Annotated in this window: 21 protein-coding genes; 18 read left to right on the top strand and 3 right to left on the bottom strand. The window is 66.3% G+C overall.

Going from position 1 to position 20,515, the window contains the following annotated elements:
* Window positions 1-99: 99 nt before the first annotated feature.
* The 5 genes from G7071_RS09750 (at window position 100) to G7071_RS09730 (ending at window position 4,977) form a co-directional block, all read left to right on the top strand.
* Entirely contained in the window at window positions 100-1,005 is a 906-nt protein-coding gene (locus G7071_RS09750; protein ID WP_166318002.1) for a bifunctional DNA primase/polymerase, read from the top strand.
* 343 nt (window positions 1,006-1,348) lie between these two features.
* Window positions 1,349-2,206 (top strand): hypothetical protein, encoded by an 858-nt coding sequence (locus G7071_RS09745; RefSeq protein ID WP_166317999.1) that lies wholly within the window; start codon window positions 1,349-1,351, stop codon window positions 2,204-2,206.
* Window positions 2,199-3,185 carry a ParB N-terminal domain-containing protein gene (locus G7071_RS09740; protein ID WP_166317996.1) on the top strand — a complete coding sequence of 329 codons (987 nt, stop codon included), beginning with the start codon at window positions 2,199-2,201 and terminating at the stop codon, window positions 3,183-3,185. Before G7071_RS09745 ends, G7071_RS09740 begins: the two co-directional genes overlap by 8 nt.
* A 28-nt stretch (window positions 3,186-3,213) precedes the next feature.
* Complete coding sequence (locus G7071_RS09735; RefSeq protein WP_166317993.1) at window positions 3,214-3,876, top strand: hypothetical protein; 663 nt, start codon at window positions 3,214-3,216, stop codon at window positions 3,874-3,876.
* Window positions 3,877-3,882: 6 nt separating this feature from the next.
* Window positions 3,883-4,977, top strand: coding sequence for a M23 family metallopeptidase (locus tag G7071_RS09730; protein WP_166317990.1), 1,095 nt, complete (start codon window positions 3,883-3,885; stop codon window positions 4,975-4,977).
* A gap of 12 nt (window positions 4,978-4,989) precedes the next feature.
* Here the strand turns inward: G7071_RS09730 and G7071_RS09725 are convergent, their stop codons facing one another.
* Window positions 4,990-5,379: a hypothetical protein gene (locus G7071_RS09725; RefSeq protein ID WP_166317987.1), complete on the bottom strand. Its 390-nt coding sequence runs from the start codon at window positions 5,377-5,379 to the stop codon at window positions 4,990-4,992.
* Here G7071_RS09725 and G7071_RS09720 point away from each other — a divergent pair.
* From G7071_RS09720 to G7071_RS09700, 5 genes are all read left to right on the top strand, one after another.
* Complete coding sequence (locus G7071_RS09720) at window positions 5,378-5,746, top strand: DUF6112 family protein (protein ID WP_246209919.1); 369 nt, start codon at window positions 5,378-5,380, stop codon at window positions 5,744-5,746. The two genes, G7071_RS09725 and G7071_RS09720, sit on opposite strands and share 2 nt — an antisense overlap.
* Window positions 5,743-6,474: a DUF6349 family protein gene (locus tag G7071_RS09715; protein ID WP_166317984.1), complete on the top strand. Its 732-nt coding sequence runs from the start codon at window positions 5,743-5,745 to the stop codon at window positions 6,472-6,474. The genes G7071_RS09720 and G7071_RS09715 overlap by 4 nt, the downstream gene beginning before the upstream one ends.
* Before the next feature lie 55 nt (window positions 6,475-6,529).
* Window positions 6,530-6,844, top strand: a complete 315-nt coding sequence (locus G7071_RS09710) for a DUF6112 family protein (protein WP_425489391.1) — start codon at window positions 6,530-6,532, stop codon at window positions 6,842-6,844.
* 28 nt (window positions 6,845-6,872) lie between these two features.
* Window positions 6,873-8,162, top strand: a complete 1,290-nt coding sequence (locus G7071_RS09705; protein WP_166317981.1) for a type IV secretion system protein — start codon at window positions 6,873-6,875, stop codon at window positions 8,160-8,162.
* Between the two features lie 190 nt (window positions 8,163-8,352).
* On the top strand, window positions 8,353-9,630 hold the full coding sequence (locus G7071_RS09700) for an SCO6880 family protein (RefSeq protein WP_246209917.1): 1,278 nt from the start codon (window positions 8,353-8,355) through the stop codon (window positions 9,628-9,630).
* 57 nt (window positions 9,631-9,687) lie between these two features.
* On the opposite strand, the gene G7071_RS09695 is transcribed toward G7071_RS09700, so the two are convergent.
* Window positions 9,688-10,404: a hypothetical protein gene (locus G7071_RS09695; RefSeq protein WP_166317978.1), complete on the bottom strand. Its 717-nt coding sequence runs from the start codon at window positions 10,402-10,404 to the stop codon at window positions 9,688-9,690.
* Window positions 10,405-10,447: 43 nt separating this feature from the next.
* Window positions 10,448-13,039, bottom strand: a complete 2,592-nt coding sequence (locus G7071_RS09690) for a UvrD-helicase domain-containing protein (RefSeq protein ID WP_166317975.1) — start codon at window positions 13,037-13,039, stop codon at window positions 10,448-10,450.
* 267 nt (window positions 13,040-13,306) lie between these two features.
* Between G7071_RS09690 and G7071_RS09685 the strand changes: the two genes are divergently transcribed.
* From G7071_RS09685 to G7071_RS09650, 8 genes are all read left to right on the top strand, one after another.
* A complete protein-coding gene (locus tag G7071_RS09685) occupies window positions 13,307-13,711 on the top strand; it encodes a hypothetical protein (protein ID WP_166317972.1) in 405 nt (134 codons plus the stop codon).
* Complete coding sequence (locus tag G7071_RS09680) at window positions 13,708-15,243, top strand: ATP-binding protein (protein ID WP_166317969.1); 1,536 nt, start codon at window positions 13,708-13,710, stop codon at window positions 15,241-15,243. The genes G7071_RS09685 and G7071_RS09680 overlap by 4 nt, the downstream gene beginning before the upstream one ends.
* Complete coding sequence (locus G7071_RS09675; RefSeq protein WP_166317966.1) at window positions 15,240-16,295, top strand: ArdC-like ssDNA-binding domain-containing protein; 1,056 nt, start codon at window positions 15,240-15,242, stop codon at window positions 16,293-16,295. Before G7071_RS09680 ends, G7071_RS09675 begins: the two co-directional genes overlap by 4 nt.
* Window positions 16,296-16,297: 2 nt before the next feature.
* Complete coding sequence (locus tag G7071_RS09670) at window positions 16,298-16,786, top strand: hypothetical protein (RefSeq protein WP_166317963.1); 489 nt, start codon at window positions 16,298-16,300, stop codon at window positions 16,784-16,786.
* Complete coding sequence (locus G7071_RS09665) at window positions 16,783-18,546, top strand: type IV secretory system conjugative DNA transfer family protein (RefSeq protein WP_166317960.1); 1,764 nt, start codon at window positions 16,783-16,785, stop codon at window positions 18,544-18,546. Before G7071_RS09670 ends, G7071_RS09665 begins: the two co-directional genes overlap by 4 nt.
* Window positions 18,547-18,949: 403 nt before the next feature.
* Window positions 18,950-19,378: a single-stranded DNA-binding protein gene (locus G7071_RS09660; protein ID WP_166317957.1), complete on the top strand. Its 429-nt coding sequence runs from the start codon at window positions 18,950-18,952 to the stop codon at window positions 19,376-19,378.
* Window positions 19,379-19,459: 81 nt separating this feature from the next.
* Window positions 19,460-19,975 (top strand): hypothetical protein, encoded by a 516-nt coding sequence (locus G7071_RS09655; RefSeq protein WP_166321026.1) that lies wholly within the window; start codon window positions 19,460-19,462, stop codon window positions 19,973-19,975.
* A 121-nt stretch (window positions 19,976-20,096) separates the two neighbouring features.
* Window positions 20,097-20,393 (top strand): hypothetical protein, encoded by a 297-nt coding sequence (locus G7071_RS09650; protein WP_166317954.1) that lies wholly within the window; start codon window positions 20,097-20,099, stop codon window positions 20,391-20,393.
* The last annotated feature ends 122 nt before the right edge of the window (window positions 20,394-20,515 follow it).

The raw sequence follows: 20,515 nt of genomic DNA, 5'->3' as shown, positions 1-20,515 counted from the left end.
GACCTGCACAAACGCTTCCTGCCGGGGGCGCCCGTCCTTGGGACGGGCCCCCTGAGGACGGGCGATAATTGGTGCCCCCCTGGGCGCAACGTGGTCGGCATGAACGACTCAACCGCCACCACACGCTGGTCACCTCAGCTCGTACGCGACTTGGGCGCACCCGACGTCTCGACGGCATCCGCGGCGCGCAACCTGGCTGCGCACGGCATTCCGGTCTTCCCCTGTGCGCCAGGCGAGAAGCGGCCCCTGACTCCCCACGGATTCCACGACGCCACAGCGGAACCGGGCCTTGTGTCCCGATGGTGGTCGGCGTGGCCAACGGCGAACCTCGCGATCCCCACTGGCGCTGTGTCTGGCATCGATGTCGTCGACGTCGACGTTCACGCTGGCGGCTCGGGTTTCGACGCTTTCGAGAAGGCCCAGCACGCTGGCCTCGTCTCTGGCTGGGCGTGGCAGGTCAGAACGCCCTCAGGCGGCCTCCACGCCTACTTTCTGCGATGGCACGGCCAGGAGCACCGTTCATGGCAACTGCCTGGGGATCACGTCGACTTCCGAGGAGACGGTGGGTACGTCATCGCCCCGCCCTCGCGAGTTGTCGTCGCCGACGGCAGCGAGCGCGGGTACGAACTGGTCGCTCTCGCCTCCCACCAGCCTCGCTCCGTCGATGGGACAGCACTGCGGAACTTCCTCGATCCACCTCGACGTCACGCCCCGCCGCCTGACCTTCCCAGCGCGGGCGCCCGCCCGGACAAACTCGCGGGCTGGGTCGCGAGCCGCCCCGAGGGCGATCGCAACGGCAGTCTGTTCTGGGCCGCGTGCCGCATGGCTGAGTCCAACTACCCGTTCCAGACGGCGGCTGGCGTTCTGGGCGAGGCAGCCCAGCAGGCCGGACTATCCGATCGGGAGGCCACCGCGACCATCCGTTCGGCGTACCGGATCGCGACGAGACTCGGGCCGGCGAACCTCGCGGGCCCTACCCGAGCGGTTGAGGCGGTGACGTTGTGAACACCGACCCGTACGAGCGCCACCTCGACCGCTCCCTCGACGCCCCCGAGGAAGCCCGTGAACCGGCAGAGTCCGAGTTGAACGCGCTTGCCCAACACGCGGATCCGTCAGTTCGAACGGCCAGGAGCGCCGCGACACCGGGACCAGCCTCGTCCGTCGCATGGGTCCGCCCAAGCGACCTTCCGACGGTTGTCGGCTCCAAGTTCATCCGTCGCGGCATCGACCTACAGGCCGAACTGAACCGTCGAGCCCAGCGTGCGCCCCGCTCCGCCGCCCGGGTCACGCGACGCACGATCGCGCGCCCGCTGCCGAGCACACCCACCACAGATCGAGGAGTCGAGCTATGAGCGACATCCACCCGTTTGACGACCCCGAGCGCCTGCGCCTGCTCCTCGTCGACGTTCATTACGGAGGCGACCGTCCATGGGAGCACGACCCTGACGTCGCCGAACTGATGGCGCTGACCACCCGGAAGTACGCCGGCCTCGCAACAAAGCATCATCGCGATCCGGCCGAGGCCGCTGCCGCTGCGTGGGACGTCATGCGCACTCGCGCGGCTCGGATTGCAGACGACCCCTGGGCAGTGATCACACACGCCGTGGCGCTCCAGATGTTCTACGAGGAGCGCGCACAAGGACTGCTCTGCGGCACTGACCAGGTCCGCACCGACGACGTCACTGACTTCCACGACGCCGACCGCATCAGCGATCACGAGACGAGCCTCGCGGACTTCCATCCCTCGTTCTGGTCACTCGACGACCTGTCGGACGTGGAAGACCCGCTGGCGGTCGATCCCGACAGCGAGGAACCAGACGCCGAGCCGACGAACGCCTGGGTCGCGCTCGAGACTGCGGTCGAGTTCTTCGTGGATTCGGGATGGTCGCGAGCGGCGGCCCAGATGGCCTTGGAATGCATCGCCGCGCGCCTTATCCGAACCGGAAACAAGCGGAGCACCTTCGAGTCGCTACGCCGCGACCCTTCGATCCGATGCCATCTGGATATCGATCAGGACTCGTGGATCGCTGTCCTCCATGCGGTGCTCGGACACGATCTGCCGAATCTCGAACACACGGCCTCAGGGCGAGGCATTCTCAAGCGTCTCCTGACCGGTGAGCGCTACGACGAACTGTTTCACCTCACTGGCATCGCCGACGTCATCGCAAAGGCAGCCCCGATCGCAACGGAGCGTGCAAATGCCTGAGTCACGCGGTCGCGCCGAGCTCCAGCGAAGCATCGAGTCCATTCGGGTCGGCGCGCGTCACCGGCGCGATCCCGGCAACCTCGATCAGCTGAAGAAGTCACTCGAACGCTTCGGCCTCTTGCAGCCGATCACGATCACCACGGACGGCTTCCTGATCTGTGGGTTCCGTCGGCTCGAAGCGGCCCGAGAGCTCGGATGGAGCAACGTACGGGTTTGGGTGCGGTCGGGGCTCAGCGACGAGCTGACCCTCTTGCTCGCCGAGCGCGACGACAACCTGACCCACAAGCCGCTGACGACATACGAAGCGGCGCAGCTCTACAAGGAGATGGTGGCCCTTCTCGAAGAGGACGCAGCGCGTCGGCAGGAGGCCACTCAGTTCGGCGGCCCCCGCGATGACGGTGGCACTGAGGACGGTGCCGCCGATTCGGCGGCACCGTTCCCCCGGGGTCACGGCGACGGGCGACGACGGGCTGCCGAGATGATCACCGGCTCCGCGTCGTACACCCGGCTGAACCAGATCCTCGCGATGGAACGCGTGGCGGCTGACCGGGACCTGTCCGCTGGGGTACGTCAGGTGGCCACCGATGAACTTGAGCGGATTCGCAACGGCGGTCCTGTCGATCCCGGCTATCAACGCGTTCGAGCTGTGGTCGAGGCCGCCGAACGGCGCATGGATTCCCCTGACGTGGATGTGGACGCAGAGGCTGACGCGAAGCGCGCCCGGGACGACGCCGACCGGTTGCGACGGATGCGCGAGAACCGGGCGAGGCGAGCTGCCGCAGCAGCGAACGCCAAGCGGTCCGTGAAGTCGTTCGCGATGGTCTGGCGCGAGATGGACGGCTGGTCCAAGCACTACGACGCCAACCAAGTCGCAGCTGAGCTCTCCGCCGAGGACTGGGCGATGTTCAACCGCGTCCTGGACGAGACGGCGACCTTCGCGCGAACGGTCGAGGCGGAGCGCGCACTCACGCCGGCCTGATGGCCCACCAGAAACGAAAGGACGACGCATGTGGATCCAGCTTCCCGATGCGACCGAAACGCGGTGGCGCCGCCTCCTCGTGCTCGCGGTCGGTGTCCTGCTCCTCCTTGTGGCCGTGGTCAGCTATGCGTCGTTCGCGAACCGCGATCCGTCCGCGGAGCCACGTACGACGGCCGCACCTCCTTCGTCAGAACCGATCGCGACCCAGACCTCGCCGCCGGCACTGGACGCGGCTGAACCGCAAGCCTTCGCGCGACAAGTCGCGACGGCATTGTTTGCTTGGGACACACGGACTACGAGCTCTCCGAAGTCGGTGACCGAGCAGTTGGTCTCCGTGGCGGACCCGACGGGCGAATCGTCCGCAGGACTGGTTTCTGATATCGCCAACTACCTCCCGACCGACCGAATCTGGATCGAGCTCGGGACGTACGAGACCCGGCAGTGGATCGAGATCACCTCGGTCGAGATTCCGGATCTCTGGGCGACCGCCGAAGCACAGGCCGGTGACGAGCTCCTGCCTGGCACCACCGCGTTCACAATCAGAGGCACTCGCCACCGCGAGGGTGTCTGGGAGGGCGAGCACGTCGCTAGCCAGCACGGCGTCGCGTTCACCGTGTTCATCGTCTGCGCGCCGACGTATCCAACGTGCCACCTACTGCGCCTGTCCAGGCTCGACGATCCGCTGGAGTGACCGCGGATGCGCAAGGCAGTCCTCAGCGGCGTGCTGGCGTTGACCCTCGGTCCAGCCGCCTTCCTGCTCGCCCTCGGCGCCCTGCTCAATCCCGCCGCCCAAGCCTCCTGCCTGCCGACGACGACGAGCAGTGCTTTCAGCAACATCGGAAACACGCCTGTCTCGATCCCAGAGACCTCACACGTGGTGATGCCGTTGCCGGCCGGTACGTGGGTCAAGACGAGTGGGTTCGGTATCCGGGTTCACCCAGTCACCGGCGAGACGAAGCTCCACACGGGGGTTGACCTCGCGGCACCGACGGGAACGCACATCCTCGCCGCTGCCGACGGGCGCGTCGTGTTCGCCGGTGCTGCCAGCGGATACGGGAACCTGATTCTCATCGAACACAACGTTGGCGGCAGGACCATCGCCACCGGGTACGCGCACATGTACGCCGATGGGATTCACGTCGAGGTCGGCCAGTCCGTGACGGCTGGCGAGTACATCGCCGACGTCGGCGTGGCTGGCTACTCGACCGGTCCGCATCTCCATTTCGAGGTTAGGCCCGGCGGTGCGGACGGCACACCGATCGACCCGGAGCCGTGGTTAGCGAGCCACGGAGCGGTCGAGATCGAAGCCGGCGTCGACCCTGCCTCCGCGGGCTGCGCAGCCACTGGTGGCCCGGCATCACCGTTCAACGGCGACAACCCTGGAAACCTCGTCGACGACCCGACGACCGACGGCCAGATAACCGAGCGAACCGCGCACATTCTCGCCCAGATCCGGTCCAAGTTCCCGGAGAGTTCGTGGGCCTGCTGGTCGCCGCGGCCAGGCCAGCCCTCTGAGCACTCGCTTGGCCGCGCTTGCGACGGCACCTTCGGCAACGCCCTCGGCACAGCCGCGACTGGTCACGCCCTCGACTACGGCTGGCAGGTCACCAACTGGGTGAAGGACAACGCGAGAACCTTGGGTGTCGAGTACGTCATCTGGCAGGGCCGGATCTGGTCAGTCGCTCGCGCCGACGAAGGCTGGAGGAAGTACGACGGCGGCGGCATGCACGACCCCAATAACGTCACCGGCGGGCACTACGACCACTTGCACTGGACGGCTGAGCCAAAGTGATCTTGTCGACACTTAGCTCGGGGAGTCGAAAGCGGCCCGCAATCGCCGCGCAACGCTGGCAAAAGTTCGAGCTGAGTCTCGCAAGAAGCCCTCAACATCGCCACCCGTCTCCTGGTAGTAGTCGGGTACGCGACCGGTGTCGAGAACGTGCTTCAACCCATCGATCGCATCCGCCGCAACGAGCAGATGGTCGGGAAGGTCGCTGTCGTGCTTGTGGATCCAGTCAACGACATTCGCACCGAAATTTCCGTCGGCACCCTTGGTCTGGAAGCGCTCGGCGAAGGCCCGCCATCCCAAAACCTCGTGCCAGATGGTGGTCTCGTGAGGGGACGCTGCGTCGAACATCTCGTCGCGCGCAGCCATCACCGAGTTCCAGTCGACTGGGTGCTCGTTCTTCGCCATGGCAAAGACGATCGCACAAGCGTCCGACAATACGGCCGGTTTCCCTGTCGGCGAAGGTGGCAGCGGCACACCTGATGGCATGAGGCTTCGATCATTGCTCCCGCTCGTCGGACCGGACTTCGGTGCCGTCGGCGGCTCCAGCCAACTCCGGGCGATCGTGGGCGCCCTGCTCACCTACGGCCTGATCATCTCCGTGCTCATGGTCGTCACCTGCGGCGCGACATGGGCGATCTCCTCCTCGAACGGCAGTTGGCACGCGGCGAGCAAGGCGAAGACCGGACTGTTCGTTGCGCTCGGGGGCGCCGCATTGACCGGTGCCGCACTCGCCTGGGCGAACTGGCTGCTCGATGTCGGTGCGCAGCTGTGACCGATGAACAACTCGCCTTCGACATCGAGGCGATGCTCCACGCATCCGCCGTCGAAGCAGCGCCCGGGTGGTCCGGAGCTCCGTTGGGCTTCACTGCGGCGTACTGGCCGGCGGTAGACCTGGAAGCGGCACACGAGCACTGGCAGTTTCTGCACAAGCTCGACCAGTCACGAACGCAGAGCCGGATGTGGCACCGGGCGATCGCCGTGCCCGGCAGCGTCGCCGTTGGTGAGCACGGTTTTGATCTCTTCACGGCCGACCTGCGTTGCGAGCCTTGGACGCATGGCGAGGCGCACGGTGGGTGCCAGTGCGTCGGAGACCTGATCTACCAAGCGATCTGCGAGCCGGACGGCTGGCATGTGATCGCGGGTGATGAGAACACTGCGGTCGAGGGCTGGCACGACCACGCCTTCCCTGGCTGGCGCGAGCTGCCGATCGTGCCTGCGCGACTGCGTTCCGTTGACCAGCCCGGGCTGTCGAAAGCCGCAAAGAAGTGGATCGCGGAGCACTACCCACCGCCAATGCAGGTCGTCGGCGCACCGGTCATCACCGAGCGCAGCAACGGCGGCACTCGACACGTCCCAGGCCGCTCCCCCTGGGCCGGCTACGACATCTCTCATACGGCTGTGGAGCCCAACCTGAGGGTCTCGCAGCGTCGATCGAGAGCGGTGTCACGCGAACCAACTCGGCCTCCCACGGCGAGCCTTGGTCCCGCTCTCGGAGCTTGAGCGGACGACGACGAACACCTGACCGACGTAGGCCCTACCCAACCTTGGAGGAACCGTGAATCAGATCGGACTGCACTCAGTGGTGTCCCTGCTCCCTATGGACATCGAGATCGACCCCAACTCGAACGGCCTGCCCGGCATCGGCCAGTTGCGCGGCATCGTCGGCGCCTCGATGACCGTGGGCCTGATCCTCGCCGTACTCGCCCTGATCATCTCCGCAGTCGTGTGGGCGCTCGGCGCCAACTCGTCGAACCCGCACCTCGCGGGGCGAGGCAAGCTCGGCGTTCTCGTCGGCCTCGGCGCCGCGATCATCACCGGCGCGTCTGTCGCACTCGTGAACTTCTTCTGGAACGTCGGCCAGGCCGTCTGACCGGTGACTACGGATCAAGGAGGCCGTGATGGTCGACGTATGCGATGTGCCAGTGATCTCGGGGGTTTGCGACGTGGCTGGCGAGGCCGCGGGTGCTCTCGTGTCCGCGCCGTTCGACTGGCTCGCTCAAGCGATGGGCAATGCCGCCGCGTGGATGTTCGAGTCTGTTTGGCAGGTCTTTGACTCGACCACCATGGTCGACATCTCGAGCAGCCAGTACACGAAGGTCTACAACATCCTGTTCGGCGTCGCCGTCTTCATCATGCTCGGCTTCTTCATGCTCCAGGTGATCGGCGGGATGGTGCGCCGAGAACCGGCCGCGTTGACGCGCGCTGCCCTCGGTTTGGCGAAGTCCATCCTCGGATCGTTCGTCGCGCTCGCGCTGCTGGCGATCGCACTGGAGATCACCGATCAGCTCTGCATCGGGATCGTGAACGCCGCGGGCACCAACATGACCGAGATGGGTGATCGCATCGGCCTCCTCACGGCTGGGCTCGTCGGCATCAATGTCGCGGCGCCCGGCGCTGGCGCGATCCTTACGATCTTCCTCGCTGGGCTCGCGATCGGTGCGGCTGTCATCGTGTGGATCAGCCTGCTCGTCCGGAAGGCCCTCCTCCTCGTTGCCATCGTCTTCGCACCGATCGCCCTTGCCGGCTCGAGCTGGGACCAGACTCGCGGCTGGCTCGGCAAGTGGGCGCAGTTCGTTATCGCACTGATCCTGTCCAAGGTCGTCCTCGTCGTGATCTTCCTGCTCGCCACGGCTCAGGTCTCTGCGCCTATCGACGCCGACCTGCAGTCGGTCAGCGAACCCATCGCGGGCGTCGTACTGATGCTCATCGCCGGCTTCGCGCCGTACATGACCTACAAGGCGATCAGCTTCATGGGCTTCGACATGTACCACGCGATGTCGGCCGAGCAGGAGGCGAAGTCCGCGCTGAACCGGCCGATGCCGATCCCGATGAGCCGACGCCCGATGGCCGAGCCCGCCCAGGTCCTTGGCGGGGGTTCGGGTGGTGGCGGCGGTACGCCGCCCACACCAGCTATGGCGCCTTCGGGCGCGGGGAGCATGGGTGGGGCCGATGCTGCGTCGGGAGGCGGCGCAACAGCGAGCGGAGGTGCAGCGGCGGCAGGAGGAGCTGTGGTCGGTGGCGTGATGGTCGCGCGGGAGGCCGCCAGCGCCGGACCGCGAACAGGTGCGTCCGTCGCGGGCCACGCCGATCAGCAAACAGAGGCGGCATCACTGCCTGCGCCTCCTTCACCGCCTGTGCCGTCCACGGCCGATTCGGTACCTGCCGGCGCCGGACGTTCAGGGAGCTGACCATGAGCACCGCAAGCACTGGTCCGCGCGACTACGAGCTCTCGACCGTCAAGTTCTCCCGGCTGACTCGCCGCGGGGTACTTCTTGGGCTGTCCGCAAGCCAACTGCTCGTGGTCGGCGTCGGTGCAGTGGTGTTCGTCTTCGCGCTGTACTCGGGGGCGGCGCTGCTCTGGCTTACGCCCTTCCGATCATGGCCGTCTCAGCGGGACTTGCATGGATCGGGGTTGGCGGACGAAAGCTCGTCGAGTGGTTCCCGATCGTGTCCCGGTGGGTATGGCGCTCCAGCGGCGGCCAACTGCTCTTCCGGCGTCACGTAGTGAAGGCCCGGCCTGCGGGAACGCTGGCCCTTCCGGGCGACGCCGCGCGACTGCGCCAGTGGCACGACCCCGAGACCGGCGCCGTCATGGTCCAGGACCCGCACCGCTCCACGCTCACCGCGATCGTCGGCGTCACACACCCCGCGTTCATACTGCTCGACCCAATCGAGCAGCAGCGGCGTGTGACGAGCTGGGGACGCGTGCTCGCTACGGCATGCCGGTCGGGTCGCATGTCGTCGGTCCAGGTCATGGAGCGCACTCTCCCCGACTCGGGGAAGGGCCTCGCGGAGTGGTGGTCTCAGCACGGCGCGAACGACGAGTCCTTCACGTCAAACACCTATGCCGAACTGATCGAGCGCGCTGGGCCAGCCGGCGAGCGCCACGCGAGCACCGTCTCGATCTCGCTCGACATGAAGGCAGCCGCGCGCGCCATCAAGGCGGCGGGCGGCGGGAACCGTGGGGCGGCAGCCGTGCTGCGCCAGGAGATGGCGACGGTGACGGCCGCCTTGCGGGCTGCGGATCTCTCGCCCTCAGCATGGCTGGAGCCGGGCGATCTCGCAGTGATCCTTCGCTCGGCCTACGACCCCGTCGTTGCCGGAGCCCTGGAGCGTCACGGCGACATGGGGCGCGACCTTGCGACCGCCGGTCCGGTGGCGGTGAGCGAGAACTGGTCCAGCGTTCGAAGCGATTCCGCGCATCACTGCGTGCTCTGGATTAGCGAATGGCCGCGGTCGCTCGTCTACCCAGGATTCCTCGCGCCGGTCCTGCTCTCCTCTGGCGTCAGGCGCACCTTCACCCTGCTCTACACGCCGCTCCGCACGGACCAGGCAGCGCGAGACATCCGCAAGAAGAAGACCGAGTACATCTCCGACGCGTCCCAGCGGCAGCGCATCGGCCAGATCGAGGACGCGCAACAGAGCGCCGAGTTCAACGACGTCCTCCAGCAGGAAGCCGACCTGACCGCCGGCCACGGCATCCTCCGCACCACGGGACTCATCGCGGTCAGCGCTCAGGACCCGGATGAGCTCGAGCGTGCCGTTGCCGATATCGAGCAGGCGGCGATCCAAGCGTCCTGCGAGACCCGGCGGCTTTGGGGGCAGCAAGCGCAAGCATTCTCGGCGGCAGCCTTGCCCCTCTGCCGCCCCGTCTGAGCGACCAGCGTGGACTTTCTGGCCACTGCTGAGCACGACGTCCTGCCAGGTCAGCGGTCAGATCGCATAGCCGAGCTGCTTGAAGACGTTGCGGAGCCGCCCCTTCGGACCAACAGCAACAAGCCGGTTGCCGTTGCAATCGACCAGCTCAACGGCGAAGTTGAGGCCCTTGGCAGCGACCCGAACCGTCGCGATGTCGTCCTTGAAGACCTCGGCGAATCCCGAGAAGTTGCGGCCCATGAATTGCAGGGCCAGAACACCCTGCGCGGGATAGCTGTTGAGCACCCATGTTCCATCAAGCTTCGTTGAGAACCGGGAGCTCCGGAACTCCTCCCAGCCACCGTCGATGTAGCCGCCGGCGGTCGCTATCAGCGACGTGGGATCTGCATCGAGGGCGGGCTCATTACGAATGCCGCGCGACACTGGTAGCGGATCTTCCAGTTCGGACCCTGCGTCAGAATCAGCATCTCCGTCTGGAAGCGTTGCGCCGTCGAGCCGGCCCCCAGGTGCGACGTCCTCACTGATGTGGCTACCGACGTACTCGTAGAACCTGCGAACCATCCCGCAGTCGTCGAGCGTGTGCCCGACCTTGAGCCACCGTCCGGCGGCCTCAGCACCAGCGACTTGGGCCGCGAGAGCAGCCAGGTCCGGGGTGATGACAGCTCCGGGCTCCCCCACCGTTGCCATCGCGGCAAAGATCTCCCCCGCCACCTCGCCTTCATCAGGCAGCATCGCCATCATTCGCTGCCTCTCACGCTCGTCACGCTTCGACATTTGGTGCTCTCCTATAGGTCTGGCCATGGACGCCCGGCGTCGGTCAGCTGGTGATTGATCGCTTCGAAGTGCAGGCCGGGAAGCGGTTGCATGCCAGGAACGGTCCGTACTTCCCCTGCCGCACGACCATCAGCCCTCGGCCGCATTGCGGGCACCTCTCGGGAGCCTCGCCTGCCTCGTGGTCGCCAAGTAGGGATATCACTCCATCGCTGATCAACTCGGTCACGAACTCCGACTCGCGGCCGCCTCGGGCAATCAGTAGCACCGAGTCCCGCGCTCGGGTGAGCGCGACGTAGAAGAGTCGCCGCTCTTCTGCGTGCGGGTAGTCATCGCCCTCCGGTAGCGCAAGGCGCAGAAGCGGGTCGTCTTCCTTGGTGCTCGGAAATCCACCGCGGTTGAGTCCCGGGATGATCACGTGGTCCGCCTCGAGTCCCTTCGATGAGTGAACTGTTTGGAATGTGACGTCGAGCCCGCGATATCGGGTGCGCGGGACAAGCTCTTCCTCGTAGCGGTAGCGGCCAAGGATCTTGACCGACAGGCTCGACCCCTCGGAGACCGCTGCAGAAAGCTCGCTGAGTCTCTGGGCGATCGCGTCGGTGACCCCGGCGTCGGTGTCGACCAGGGCGAGTTCTACCGGCGCCGGGTGGGAGCCTTCCGAACGGACCTTCTTCGCCAGTTGGTTCGGGTTCTTCATGACGAAGTCGCCCGCGAGCGTGCTGAGCTCTTGGGAACTCCGGAAGGTTCGTTCCAGGCGCATGACGTGACCAGCCCCGAAGGTCTCCTCAAATTGCGTCATCGCCGAGATGTCGGAGCCCGCGAACCGGTAGATCGACTGCCAGTCGTCTCCAACGGCGAAGAGAAAGTGGGCCGGGCGGTTGACCAACGCCTTCACCAGCCTCGCGCGCGCGTGGCTGGCGTCCTGGAACTCGTCAACGAGGACGACCCGGAAGGGGGACAGCCACTTCCCGGCTTCGACGAGATCCGTCGCCTGGTTCAACATGTCTTCGAAATCGACTTCGCTCGCCTCGCGAAGCCGGGAGTCCCACTCCTCGCGCACGTCATCGAAGAGATCGAGGAACAGGGACTCGCGGAGATCAGGGGTGCCGTTCCGCGCCTTGGCGACGCGCGACCGAAGATCCGCTGGCTCAAGCCGGTTGCTCTTCGCGTGCGCCAAGAAGGTCCGAAACAGGTTGAGCATCTCCCTGTCCGTCAGGAGAGGGCTTCCGGGGACGGACCGATCCGGGTCGAAGTCAGGTTCGACGCCGCCGGCTCGGAGCTGGCGTTCCAGCTGGGCGAACAAACTGCCGTTGCCGAGGTCCTTCGCCGCAGTCTCGATGAGGGTGGTGCCGTTGGCAGAGTGAACTCTCTTCTTCCAGGCACTGGACTCGAGATACCCCTCGTACCCGGGAGGCTCCACCTGACCGTGCACCAGCGCCCAGTGCTCGTGGTACACACCGATCGATGGATAGAAGAAGTCGGGACGATACTGCGAGTGCTGCGCATCCGCGACGTTGACCTCGTATGGACGCTCGTATTCAAAATCGACACCGGCCTTGATGAGCCAGTTCGCGATCGCTCGCTCGCCGGCGCTCTTCATGATGTCGAGGTTGAGCGCGCGGTATCCGCTTCGACGTTTCTGCGGATCCCATGCGTCAGGCTCAGGCTCCGCCTCGGCGCTCACGGGGACACCCAAGACGTTTTGAAACAGCGACCAGCGTGCTGCGAACTCCGGCGACCTCCGTCGCAACGCCCGCACGACATCGGCCAAGAGACCGACCCCGTTGTTGTTGTCGAGGCCTGGGGCAAGGCGCGGCTTCTCACCGGTCGCTTCACCGATCACCCTCAACCCAAAGGCGTGGAACGTCGTGGCGTTGAGACCGTCGGACGGGATGCCTGCGTTGGCAAGCCGGGCCGCGCATCGGTCGCCGAGCTCCGCTGCGGCCGCCTTGTTGAACGCGAGCAGCAGTATCTCGTCGGCGTCGGCGAGGGCCTTCCGGATCGTCCATCCGGCCTTGGCGACCATCGTCGATGTCTTCCCAGAACCCGCGGACGCGACGAGCTGCACCCTGTTGTCGAAGCAGATGACGGCACGCGCCTGCTCGTCGGTGAGTGGGGTCTTCTCGATCCTGTCGAAGAATAAGCGTTCATCGATCAGTTCAAGGTTCACGAGCGCGTCGTTCTGATCGGCCGCGTGTGACCGGACGGTCCAGTCGCCGAATGCTGCGTTGAAGGCCTCCGCCTCGACGCCGCTCACCCTTGCTGAGAGCGCTCGCTGCTGGCCTGTAGAAAGCGCGGTGCCCGAGACCGTGTGGCCGAGGGACCGGTCCCACTCGACGATGAACTCCTCCGTGAGCCAATGCCGCATCTTCCAGGCATCGCGAGTCGCCTCTTGAAATGAGGACCACCAGAGAACCAACGCCTCGAGGAAGGGTTGGAGGTCAAACGTGGACTCGTACTCCGCGAACTCACGCGCCACTGCAGCGTTGAACGCCTCGACAGCCCGTTTCGCGAGGCCAGTCAACGGCTGAACGATCCCGAGCTCGGGAGCTGACAGGCGCACCCAAACAGACCCGCCCTCGAAGCGAAGCTTCTCGCGCTCGGCGACGTGAAGGTTCACGATCCCTGTCGGCGTCATGACGGTGATGTGCTGCTCAGCGACGCCGACCGTCCAATACGGGGCCCGACCGAAGTGTCGTGCCCAGATCGACGGGGACCAAGAGTTTTCCTGCCGACCTCCGATCACGTGCCCAACTCCTTCTCCCCGCACCTCATTCGTCGCTAGTGAGCCTGTCAGAGACGTCCGACGGATGCTGCGAAACGTGGTGCCCCACAGCAGAAAGCGCCGACACGTTCAGAGCACGCCACCTCTTCAGTGACGGACTGCCCAATGAGGAGCGACACGATGCCGACATTCGAGGATCCGGCGGCCGACGCCGACGAAGTACAGACTGCCCTGCGCGCGCTCGCCCACGCGACCCGCTCCATCGACGACCCGCGCGAGATCTATTCGGTGCTCGGCTCGCTGACAGCGGCGCTCGCTTCGATGAGTCAATCGCTGCACCAGATCGCCACGTTTCATGACGACGGTCCACGAAAGAGCGAGTGGATGCCCGAGGCATCCGCCAAGGCCCGCTCCGCCTCCTACCGGGTGTCGTGGGATCTGCACCGTGCTGGCGAGATGCTCCGCCAAGTCGGCGAGACTGTCGCGAACGCTCACGTGGCCGAGGCGATGCTCGCCTACCACCGAGAGTTCCCAGAGCACTCCCGGTCAACGACACCCGCGGCTGATCACAGGATCGGGCTGTGAGCGGCTGGCAGGATGGCCGGCTCCACAGCGCCGTGCTGGTCTCACCTCGCCGAGAGCGACGCGGTGACCGTCGATTGCGTAGAGCCGCAGCGAAGTCGCGGCTGGCCGAGGACCGCGAGACACGCAAGGCCGAGGCGAAGGCCAAATCCGATGCACTCACTGCGGAGCGCAAAGCAACGATCGTCTTGCCGAAGTCCGGCGACCATGGGCCGGCTGCTCTCCGGACGCCGGGGCGGCTTCGGATCCCCCGCCACCAGGACACGTCCGCAACTTTGGCCGGCGCCTACCCATTCCTGGCCGAAGGCGGTCTCGGCAGCGACGGCGTCTTCGTAGGCCAGGACCTCTACAGCGGCAGCTCGTTCGTCTATGACCCGTGGGTTCTCTACGCGCGCGGCCTGATCACCGCACCCAACCTCGTGCTCGCTGGCATCGTCGGCTCTGGAAAGTCGGCCCTGGCGAAGAGCCTCTACACACGGTCGATTCCCTTCGGGCGACGGGTCTACGTGCCGGGAGACCCGAAGGGCGAGCACACCGCCGTTGCCGAAGCAGTTGGCGGCCGCGCCATCGCTCTCGGGCACGGGATGTCCAACCGCCTGAACCCTCTGGACGAGGGGCACCGCCCCGAGTCGGTCGACGACGCCCAATGGCAGGCCCAGGTCACAGCTCGACGCCGCGACCTGTTGGGAGCTCTGGCGGAGACGGTCCTCGACCGTCGGCTCAGTCCACTCGAACACACGGCAATTGACGTCGCGCTATCCGATGCCGTCAGTTCGACCGAGGTGCCCGTGCTTCCGATGGTCGTCGAGCGGCTTCTCGCTCCGGACCGTTCGACCGATACTGACGGTCGGCTCGCCGAGGACGGGCGGCTCGTCGGACACGCCCTCCGACGGCTGGTCGCCGGCGACCTGGCGGGACTGTTCGACGGCCCGAGCACCGTGCGTTTCGACCCCACGTTGCCGATGGTCTCGCTCGATCTGTCCCGCGTCACCGAGAACGCCACCTTGATCTCGGTCCTCATGACCTGCGCTTCAGCCTGGATGGAGTCGGCGCTTCTCGACCCCGCTGGCGGGCAGCGATGGGTGGTGTACGACGAAGCCTGGCGCCTGATGTCGCACCCGGCCTTGCTACGGAGGATGGACGCCCACTGGCGCCTCGCCCGGCACTACGGGATCGCGAACATGCTGATCTTCCACAAGCTCAGCGACCTCGACAATGTTGGCGACCAGGGCAGCGCGATGCGCGCTCTCGCATCGTCGCTCCTCGCGAACGCCGAGACGCGGATCGTCTATCGGCAGGAGTCCGACCAGCTCGGCTCGACGGCCACCGCGCTCGGGCTTACCGGCACGGAGCAGTCGCTGCTGCCGACTCTGGGAACCGGCCAAGGGCTCTGGCGGATCAAGCACCGCTCGTTCGTTGTCCAACATCAGCTGCATCCGGCCGAGCTCGAATTGTTCGACACGACCGGTCGGATGAATGCGGCCAATCCTTCACACCTGCCTTCCGAGACGACACCGGACGGAGGAACACGATGAGGACTCAGACCAGCGGCCTGGCCGAACGCGAAGCCAAGATCGACGCCCTGCATCAGAAGCTCACCAATGCCGTCGGCGCGCTAGTCAGCGGCGACGACTGGCGACGTGCGTTGGAGTTCGCCGCACAGTTCCGAAGCCGGTCGTTTAACAACACCCTCTTGATCTTCAGCCAACACAACGCGGCGTACCAGGAGGGCCGGGTGCCCGGGCCTGTGCCGACGAACGTGGCTGGTTTCAAGCAGTGGTTGAGCCTGAACCGTCATGTGATGAAGGGGCAGGGCGGGTACGCGATCCTCGCCCCGGTGACGGCCCGGTTCGCCTCAGCGACCCCGCAGAATCCCGAGTCGTGGCGACGACTCGGGCGCGGTGAGAAGCCACATGGGGGCGAGACCGTCCACTCTCGGATGATCGGCCTCAAGCCAGCCCACGTCTGGGACATCTCCCAGACCGACGGCGAACCGATCCCCGAGCCGCCGCGCCCGCAACTGCTCGAAGGCGAGGCGCCGGACGGCCTGTGGGACGGGCTGGCAGACCAGATCGTTGCCCGCGGGTTCGAGCTGCGACTGGTCTCCACCGCTCGCTCGATCGGCGGAGCAAACGGACTGACCGACTACCTCACCCAAGAGGTCTCGGTCCGGATGGACATGGATGACGCTGCGCAGGTGAAGACGTTGGCCCACGAACTCGGTCACGTCATGCTCCACGGGCCCGACAACGTCGACGCAGCGATGCACCGCGGAATCGCTGAGGTCGAGGCCGAGTCGGTCGCGCTCATGGTCGGTGCTGCTCATGGGCTCGACACGACGAACTACACGGTTCCTTACGTCTCGACATGGGCCAGCGACGTGCCCGGCAAGTCACCGGTCGAGGTCGTCCAGGCAACAGCCGACCGTGTCCGCGCTGCGTCGCTCACCATCCTCGACAACCTCCCGACCACGAAGGTCGGTGACGGGAACCCTCCGGGGCTGGACCGAGACACTCCTGCAGCCCATCGGGCACCAGCACAGGCCTCGCCGGCCGCTCGGACTCACGTCGATGTCCTGGGGCACTGACCATGCTCAACACCACGGCGCCCTACCGGCGCGACGACCACGGAACGCTCAAGGTGCCCGTCGTGATGCCCTTGGTCGAGGTGGTCGTCAACGACACTGGATTTCTTGACGTCCGCCTTGACCGCGAGCCGTATGCCGCGGACGGGAGTGTGACCCGCGACGACCTCGCTAGCGTCGTGAAGTCGATTGCCGACGACCTCGGCGCACCCGTGCGTGTCGAGGTCTACGAGTCCGACGGCAACACCTTCACCGACATCGTGACTCCAAGACCACGACCCACTGAGCACCGTGCAGCCGACCAAGCTCCGACAGAGACCGCTGATGGATTCCTCCCCGACGAGGAGGTGTCCATCGCCGTCATCCTTGGACGTCACCAGCACGGAGTCGACCCGCTGGAGAACCGCCTGCCGCCTGCTTTGCTGTCCGCCCACCGAGGCAACGTCGTGTTGCTGGGGCGGACCTCAGGAACCGTCAGGGTGATCGGCGCATGAACCCGCGCGGCCAGTCGGTCGACAACGACTTGGTCAACCTCGGGCTCATCGGAATCGCTGCCCTGGGCTGCCTCGCTGCCGCACTGAGACTCGCAGGCACGGTCACCGCTTGGGCGACGGGTGCCGATCTGCCGAGGTACGGCTGGGCGTCAGGCTTGCGCGTCCTAGCCGACCCCGAGCGACCGGGGAGGGCGCTGGGCACGCCGGGCATGTCCCCATGGCTCTACTGGCTCGTGGTCGCCCTGATGGTCGCTGGCGTCGTCTGTGCGGCGCTCGTTGTCTGGCGACGAGTCAGCGGATGGCGCGAGCACACCACACGCGACCCGCACCGACTCGCCGGTACCGCCACGTCCCGCGACGTTCGAGTGACGGCATCGAAGAAATCCCTCCTGGCGCGCGGCCGAACTCTCCGACCATCGCTTGACCGGCCGGACGCCCCGGACATCGGCTACCTCCTGGGGCGAGCTCGCGGCACCGAGGTGTGGGCCTCGGTCGAGGACTCGATCCTTCTTCTGGGACCGCCTCGCTCCGGCAAGGGTCTGCACGTCGTTATCAACGCCATCCTCGACGCGCCGGGCGCGGTCATCACCACCGCAACGCGGCCAGACAACATCGCGGCCACGATCACTGCCCGCAGTCGACGTGGCCCCGTCGCGGTCTTCGACCCCCAGCGTCTGGCAGACGGACTCCCGTCCGGGTTGCGGTGGTCGCCGGTGCGGGGCTGCGAAGACCCGCTGACCGCGATGATCCGAGCAACGGGCCTTGCGTCCGCGACTGGCTTGTCGACGGGAGGGGTCGAGTCGGGCGGATTCTGGGAAGGCAAGACCCGCACGGCGTTGCAGTCCCTGCTCCACGCCGCAGCACTCGACCGGCGTAGCCCCGCTGAGTTGTTCGCGTGGACGCTCTCGCCGTCAGCAGCAGCGGACGCAGTAGCCATCTTGAGCAGCGACCCACACGCCGCCCCTGGCTGGGCCGACTCGCTCGAGTCGATGATCCACTCCGACCCGCGCACCCGGGACTCCATCTGGATGGGGGTCTCCCTCGCGCTGTCATGTCTGGCCGACCCGCGCGTCCTCGACGCGGTCTCGCCGGCAGCCGGCGAAGAGTTCGACCCCGCGAGCTTCCTGACCAGCAACGGCACGCTGTACTTGCTCGCGACCGGTGCTGGCGCCGGCGCCTCCTGGTCACTGGTCGCGGCGTTCATCGAGGACCTCGTCGAGACGGCCCGTCACCTCGCTGCGGCCTCCCCCGGAGCCCGGCTCGATCCACCACTGCTGATGGCCCTGGATGAGATCGGCAACTTGTCACCGCTGCCGTCGATGCCGGTCCTGATGGCTGAAGGCGGAGGAACTGGCATCACGACGATGCCGGTGTTGCAGTCCCTCTCGCAGGCACGCGACAAGTGGGGTGACCACGCGGCCGGCGCGATCTGGGACGCGTCGATCGTGAAGGTCGTACTGGGCGGGACATCGGCCGCGCGTGACCTGCAGGACCTCTCTGCCCTCATCGGCGAGCGCGACGAACGGACCGACACCATCTCTGTCGGCGACTACGGCTCTCGGTCCCTCCAACGCTCCATGCGCCGTGTGGCGGTCATGCCACCAGAGGCGATCCGGACACTGCCGTTCGGCACAGCTCTCGTCCTCCTCCGCAGCGCCCCGCCCGTGGTGACCGAATTACGCCCATGGACCGTGCGCCGCGACGCCGAGGAACTGCGTATCGACCGGACCGCCATCGAGGCAACCCTCCGACGCCGGTGACCGACAAGCTGGCGCTGATCACCACTGCCGCTGCTTCTGACTTGTCACGTGCCATGCCCCTCGGTGGCCCGAGAAGCAGGGATGGATCGACTGAACAGGTCGTCCCTGCTCTTGCAGTTTCTCCAACACGCGACGCGCGAGCCAGCGGTTGGCGTACGGGATCTTGGTGCACATGGCGCCCTCCAACAGAGATACCTGAATGGAGTGGCGCCTCGCCTCTAACGACGAACGACACGTTGGCGGTATGCGCTGATGCGCCCGGCTCACCCGCATTTGTAGGTCCATGGAGCCGAAGGGACACCCTCAGATTAGCAAGACACCGCCCCGGTTGCGGCCTGTCGCAGACACCTGATTTCTGAGAGCGGGCGCCATTCGAGGGTCCGCGAGATCGCAGGAGTCAGCAATGACCATCCCGACCCAGATGAGCCTCCACGGCTTCATCGCTACCGCACCCGAACTGAGCAAGCCCGACTCGAAGGACGCCCGGTTCTACGCCCGCGTCGGCGTCGAGCACTGGCGCAAGGAGCCCGACGGCTCGTTCACCAAGCTCGACCCGACGTTCCACAACCTCGTGATGTACGGCGAGTCCGCCAAGCGGGCCTACGCCCGCTTCAGGGTAGGCGACCAGTTCGTCGCCTCGGGCTACATCACCGAGTACGAGAAGACGTGGAACGAGCAGACCGTGACCCGGGAACAGTTCGTCGCCAAGCACATCGGCCACGACACCACCTGGACCCGGTACTCGGTCGATCGGACGCCGGCGAACCAGCCCGACCCGCCGGCCGACCAGTTGACCGCGGCGAGTGAGCCGCCGCGAGTCGTCGGCCTTTAAGTCGGAGCAACTGCCATGCCGACTGTCGACGGCCCGCAGGAGTCACTGCTCGACCCCGACTTCGACGCGAGCATCCATCCGATGTTCAACGGCTCAGTCGAATACTCCGGGCCCGAGGAGCCAGAAGAGCCGCTCCGGCCGCTGAACTGGAACCTCCTCTCCAGCGAAGAGGCTGAAGCGGAGTGGCTGGACCTCAACGCGTGGGTGGACTGGCTCCGGTCGACCTACGGTCTCCCGCCGACGGTGATCCCGCCTTTCTGGCATCGCCATGACGAGCTGGTCTGGGAGCTCTCAGCACTGCACCTGCACTGGCTGAACTCCTACGACCCGGATGGGTCGCCGTCAGCCCCGATCATGTGGCACCGCGACTTCGCCGACGCCCGCCAGCGACTGCGCGAATGGGTCGCCACCTGCGGGACCCGCCTCGACCACGACCGACCTACGCGACAGACGACCTGGCCGGGTGAAGACGCCCAACCTGCCGGGGCCGAGGTCGTCATTGAGGACCGCGGCGCCGACTTCATCGAGTTCGTGGTCGAGGACGTCGCTGCTCGCCGCCGGATCGAGGAGCGGGTCCGCGCTGCCCGGGCTGGCTGATCCACAGCAGCGACGCCGCCCAGCACCGTCCACAGCAATCCACACAGCCGGCCCTGGATGCCGTCCTGGCAGGTGGAGTCATCAAGCGGGACTCAGGTCCCGGAATCGAAAGGAACCATTCATGTTGCTCTCTCACGCGATCACTCTCGCTGAGGCCCGGTCGCACCTCGCGGCGCTTGCAAGGCGCGCGTACAACGACGAAGCATCAGCCGAGTACGAGCGCGTCCTGCTCCATCTCGATGTCATTCACGGCGACTACATCCCCGGCATAAGCGACGTCTACGACGAGGGCGCCGAGATCCTCTACGGGATCGCTGAGCGGGCGATCGAGGACCTCCTGGGCCACGGCGTCGACGCGCTCCAGGTCGAGCTTCTGCTTGACATGCTCGACGCGGCCAAGGCGAAAGACATCCCCTGATGTACGCCGAGAACGGCGGCCACCTGCGCGCCGAACTCAGCACACTGCTGCGCCAGCACCGCGTCCAGCAACGCCTCGGCGGCGCAGGAAGCCACAGCATTCCGGAGACCACAAGCGTCGAC

This window comes from Nocardioides piscis, from assembly GCF_011300215.1.
Classification (GTDB): domain Bacteria; phylum Actinomycetota; class Actinomycetes; order Propionibacteriales; family Nocardioidaceae; genus Nocardioides; species Nocardioides piscis.
This window is presented reverse-complemented; position numbering and strand designations above follow the sequence as displayed.

Coding starts and splice junctions, on each gene's coding strand:
- G7071_RS09750 (WP_166318002.1), top strand. CDS start 100: ATGAACGACTCAACCGCCACCACACGCTGGTCACCTCAGCTCGTACGC.
- G7071_RS09745 (WP_166317999.1), top strand. CDS start 1,349: ATGAGCGACATCCACCCGTTTGACGACCCCGAGCGCCTGCGCCTGCTC.
- G7071_RS09740 (WP_166317996.1), top strand. CDS start 2,199: ATGCCTGAGTCACGCGGTCGCGCCGAGCTCCAGCGAAGCATCGAGTCC.
- G7071_RS09735 (WP_166317993.1), top strand. CDS start 3,214: ATGTGGATCCAGCTTCCCGATGCGACCGAAACGCGGTGGCGCCGCCTC.
- G7071_RS09730 (WP_166317990.1), top strand. CDS start 3,883: ATGCGCAAGGCAGTCCTCAGCGGCGTGCTGGCGTTGACCCTCGGTCCA.
- G7071_RS09720 (WP_246209919.1), top strand. CDS start 5,378: ATGGCAAAGACGATCGCACAAGCGTCCGACAATACGGCCGGTTTCCCT.
- G7071_RS09725 (WP_166317987.1), bottom strand. CDS start 5,379: ATGGCGAAGAACGAGCACCCAGTCGACTGGAACTCGGTGATGGCTGCG.
- G7071_RS09705 (WP_166317981.1), top strand. CDS start 6,873: ATGGTCGACGTATGCGATGTGCCAGTGATCTCGGGGGTTTGCGACGTG.
- G7071_RS09700 (WP_246209917.1), top strand. CDS start 8,353: ATGGCCGTCTCAGCGGGACTTGCATGGATCGGGGTTGGCGGACGAAAG.
- G7071_RS09695 (WP_166317978.1), bottom strand. CDS start 10,404: ATGTCGAAGCGTGACGAGCGTGAGAGGCAGCGAATGATGGCGATGCTG.
- G7071_RS09690 (WP_166317975.1), bottom strand. CDS start 13,039: ATGACGCCGACAGGGATCGTGAACCTTCACGTCGCCGAGCGCGAGAAG.
- G7071_RS09685 (WP_166317972.1), top strand. CDS start 13,307: ATGCCGACATTCGAGGATCCGGCGGCCGACGCCGACGAAGTACAGACT.
- G7071_RS09675 (WP_166317966.1), top strand. CDS start 15,240: ATGAGGACTCAGACCAGCGGCCTGGCCGAACGCGAAGCCAAGATCGAC.
- G7071_RS09670 (WP_166317963.1), top strand. CDS start 16,298: ATGCTCAACACCACGGCGCCCTACCGGCGCGACGACCACGGAACGCTC.
- G7071_RS09665 (WP_166317960.1), top strand. CDS start 16,783: ATGAACCCGCGCGGCCAGTCGGTCGACAACGACTTGGTCAACCTCGGG.
- G7071_RS09660 (WP_166317957.1), top strand. CDS start 18,950: ATGACCATCCCGACCCAGATGAGCCTCCACGGCTTCATCGCTACCGCA.
- G7071_RS09655 (WP_166321026.1), top strand. CDS start 19,460: ATGTTCAACGGCTCAGTCGAATACTCCGGGCCCGAGGAGCCAGAAGAG.
- G7071_RS09650 (WP_166317954.1), top strand. CDS start 20,097: ATGTTGCTCTCTCACGCGATCACTCTCGCTGAGGCCCGGTCGCACCTC.